This is a genomic window from Pseudolysinimonas sp., from assembly GCF_031389465.1.
Taxonomy (GTDB): domain Bacteria; phylum Actinomycetota; class Actinomycetes; order Actinomycetales; family Microbacteriaceae; genus Pseudolysinimonas_A.
Map to the genome: position 1 here is coordinate 1 of NZ_JANMSQ010000152.1, position 2778 is coordinate 2778.

The following is a 2778-nucleotide window of genomic DNA, read 5'->3' on the forward strand; positions in this document are numbered from 1 at the left end:
GACGGCGGTTTCGTCGCCGTCGCCCACGCGCGGCCGTCATCCGCCGCGACGCTCTTCTACCGCGACTTCGTCGGGCAGCAGATCAAGCCGGAGTGGAAGCAGCAGGTCACCGAGGCGTTCGAGACTTCGCAGATCGTCGACACCGCGGCGCCCGACTGGTATGAGGAGACGCCGACGCGGGTGCGCGCGGTGCCCGTGGTGAGACGGCTCGCGCCGAGCGGCCAGGCCGTCACCGAGAACCCCATCGCGGTGCTCACCCGACACAGCAATCTGAGCGAGGCGCGCACGCCGAGCCGCCAAGAACTCACCTTCAACCAGTGCGCGAACGACATCTTCGGGATGATCGCGACCGGCGACTTCCCCGACCTCTCGGCGCCGACGATGCCGCGGCGTGGCGCCCCACGCGCATCCGACGGACTCATCCGCCTCGACGTCGACGGCATCGTGACCTTCGCGAGCCCGAACGGTCTGTCGGCGTTCAACCGCATGGGGTTCCAGGGCGAACTCGAGGGGGAGTCGCTCGCCGAAGTGACCACCGGGCTGCTCGGCAACAAGCAACACGTTGACGAGTCGCTGCCCCTCGTGGTCTCGGGGCGGGCGCCGTGGCGCGCTGACATCGAGGCCCGCGGGGTCACCGTGACATTGCGCACCATCCCGATCAAGTACCGCGGCGCGCGCGTCGGCGCCGCGGTGTTCGTGCGTGACGTCACCGAGGTGCGCCACCAGGAGCAGGAGCTCATCACCAAAGACGCGACGATCCGCGAGATCCACCACCGGGTGAAGAACAACCTGCAGACGGTGGCCTCGCTGCTGCGCATCCAGGCCCGCCGTGCGCGCAGCGACGACTCGAAGGATGCCCTCAACCAGGCCATGCGCCGGGTCGCGGCGATCGCCGTCGTTCACGACACCCTGAGCGAGGGGCTCGACCAGATCGTCGACTTCGACGAGGTGTTCGACCGAGTGCTGCTGCTCGTCGCGGAGGTCGCGTCGAGCCACAACACGACCGTGCATCCGATCAAGACCGGCACCTTCGGCACCCTGCCGAGCGCCTACGCGACGCCGCTCGCGCTCGCGCTGACCGAACTCGTGACAAACGCGGTCGAGCACGGGCTAGCCGGTCGAGCCGACGGTGAGGTCGAGATCTCGGCGAAACGCAAGAACGAGCACCTGAGGATCCGGGTGCGCGACAACGGGGGCGGGCTTCCGGAGGGGAAGGTCGGGTCAGGCCTCGGCACGCAGATCGTGCGCACCCTCATTCAGGGTGAACTCGGCGGCACGATCGACTGGCACACCCTGGAGGGTGAGGGCACCGAGGTCACGATCGATGTGCCGCTGCTCTGGCTGACGCGAGTCTGACCCGCGAAACTCGTCACCTAGATCCATCTCGGCGCACCTGGACCCACTTCGAAGTGGGTCTGAGCGCGTCGGGCTGGATCTAAGCGGACGTCAGCTGGCGCGGCGGGCGCGAGCGGCGCGGCGCTTCAGGGCGCGACGTTCGTCTTCGCTGAGGCCACCCCAGACGCCGGAGTCCTGGTTGGTCTCGAGGGCGTACTGCAGGCACTGCTCGGTGACGGAGCATCGTCCGCACACTGCCTTGGCTTTGTCGATCTGGTCGACGGCGGGTCCGGTGTTGCCGACCGGGAAGAAGAGTTCCGGGTCTGCGGTGAGACAGGCGGCCTTGTCACGCCAATCCATGGGTGGTGCTCCTTTTGTTGCTGCTGACGCGTGACGCGAATCGGATTTGCTTGGTGAAGCACTTTCGCGCATGGTCGAAGTGAGAACGGAAAGTTTGGGGAAAATTGGGCCTTCCGGACTCACCTACGACTCTGTAGGCGTCACATCAACCGTTGGTAAGGGTTTCATACTTGGAGCATCGAATCAATAGGTGATCCTTCAGCTCCCCGTCACCGTCCGGCTACCGTCTGGACGCTGATGGTCGTCGTCGCGGCCGAGTTCGCGGGCGTTCTCGCCCTCGGCATCCTGCTTCTTCTTGAGGTGTTGACCAAGCCGCCGGCCTCGTTCGCGACCGCGATCGCGCTGGTTGTGCTCGCCGGTCTGGTCGTGGTCGTTCTCGGCGCCGTGCTGCTCGGCATCTGGCGCGGGCGGGCCTGGGTGCGGGCCGCTGCGGTGGTCTTCCAGGTGCTGCTTTTCGCGATCGGAGTCGGTGCCCTGCAGGGGGCGTTCGCGCAACCCGGGTGGGGCTGGCCGCTCATCATCGTCGCCGTGCTCGGCTTCGTGCTCGCCGTCGCTCGGCCGACGGCCACCTGGCTCAGCGGTCGAGACGAAGTTTCTTGAGCAGCATCGCCACGTGCCCGGTTGCTTTGATGTTGTAGAGCGGCATCTCGATGCGGCCGGCTTCGTCGAGGATGAAGGTCGCCCGGATGACCCCGGTCACCGTCCGCCCGTAGAGCTGCTTCTCGCCGAAGGTGCCGTACAACGCGTGCACCTCGCGCGTCGGATCGCTCAGGATGACCTGTGGCAACTTCTCGTCACGGGCGAATCCCGCGTTGACCCGCGGCTCGTCGCGGGAGATGCCGACGACCCGGTACCCGGCCTGTTCGAAGACCTCCATCCGGTCGCGGAAGTCGCACGCCTGGCCGGTGCAGGCGGGGGTTCCGGCCTCGCCGTAGAAGTACACGATGGTCTTCGACCCGCGGTTGCCCGACAGCGTGAACGGCTGGCCGAACTGGTCGGGAAGGGTGAAGTCGGGGGCGAGCGAACCCGCTTCGAGACGCACGAGATCACTCACGGCCGTCATGCTATCGTTGTCCCTCGGCC

General features: G+C 67.0%; 4 protein-coding genes. 2 read left to right on the forward strand and 2 right to left on the reverse strand.

The window, feature by feature from the left end:
• A partial coding sequence (locus tag RMO30_RS05830) for a histidine kinase N-terminal domain-containing protein (protein ID WP_309710675.1) occupies positions 1-1356 on the forward strand: 1356 nt, incomplete at its 5' end.
• A 90-nt stretch (positions 1357-1446) separates the two neighbouring features.
• On the opposite strand, the gene RMO30_RS05835 is transcribed toward RMO30_RS05830, so the two are convergent.
• Positions 1447-1695 carry a WhiB family transcriptional regulator gene (locus RMO30_RS05835; RefSeq protein WP_309710677.1) on the reverse strand — a complete coding sequence of 83 codons (249 nt, stop codon included), beginning with the start codon at positions 1693-1695 and terminating at the stop codon, positions 1447-1449.
• Between the two features lie 237 nt (positions 1696-1932).
• Here RMO30_RS05835 and RMO30_RS05840 point away from each other — a divergent pair, with 237 nt between their 5' ends.
• The gene (locus RMO30_RS05840; RefSeq protein ID WP_309710680.1) at positions 1933-2295 is read left to right on the forward strand and encodes a hypothetical protein; all 363 of its coding nucleotides are present in this window, start codon (positions 1933-1935) and stop codon (positions 2293-2295) included.
• On the opposite strand, the gene RMO30_RS05845 is transcribed toward RMO30_RS05840, so the two are convergent.
• A complete protein-coding gene (locus RMO30_RS05845) occupies positions 2270-2758 on the reverse strand; it encodes a peroxiredoxin (RefSeq protein WP_397427902.1) in 489 nt (162 codons plus the stop codon). The two genes, RMO30_RS05840 and RMO30_RS05845, sit on opposite strands and share 26 nt — an antisense overlap.
• Between the last annotated feature and the right edge of the window lie 20 nt (positions 2759-2778).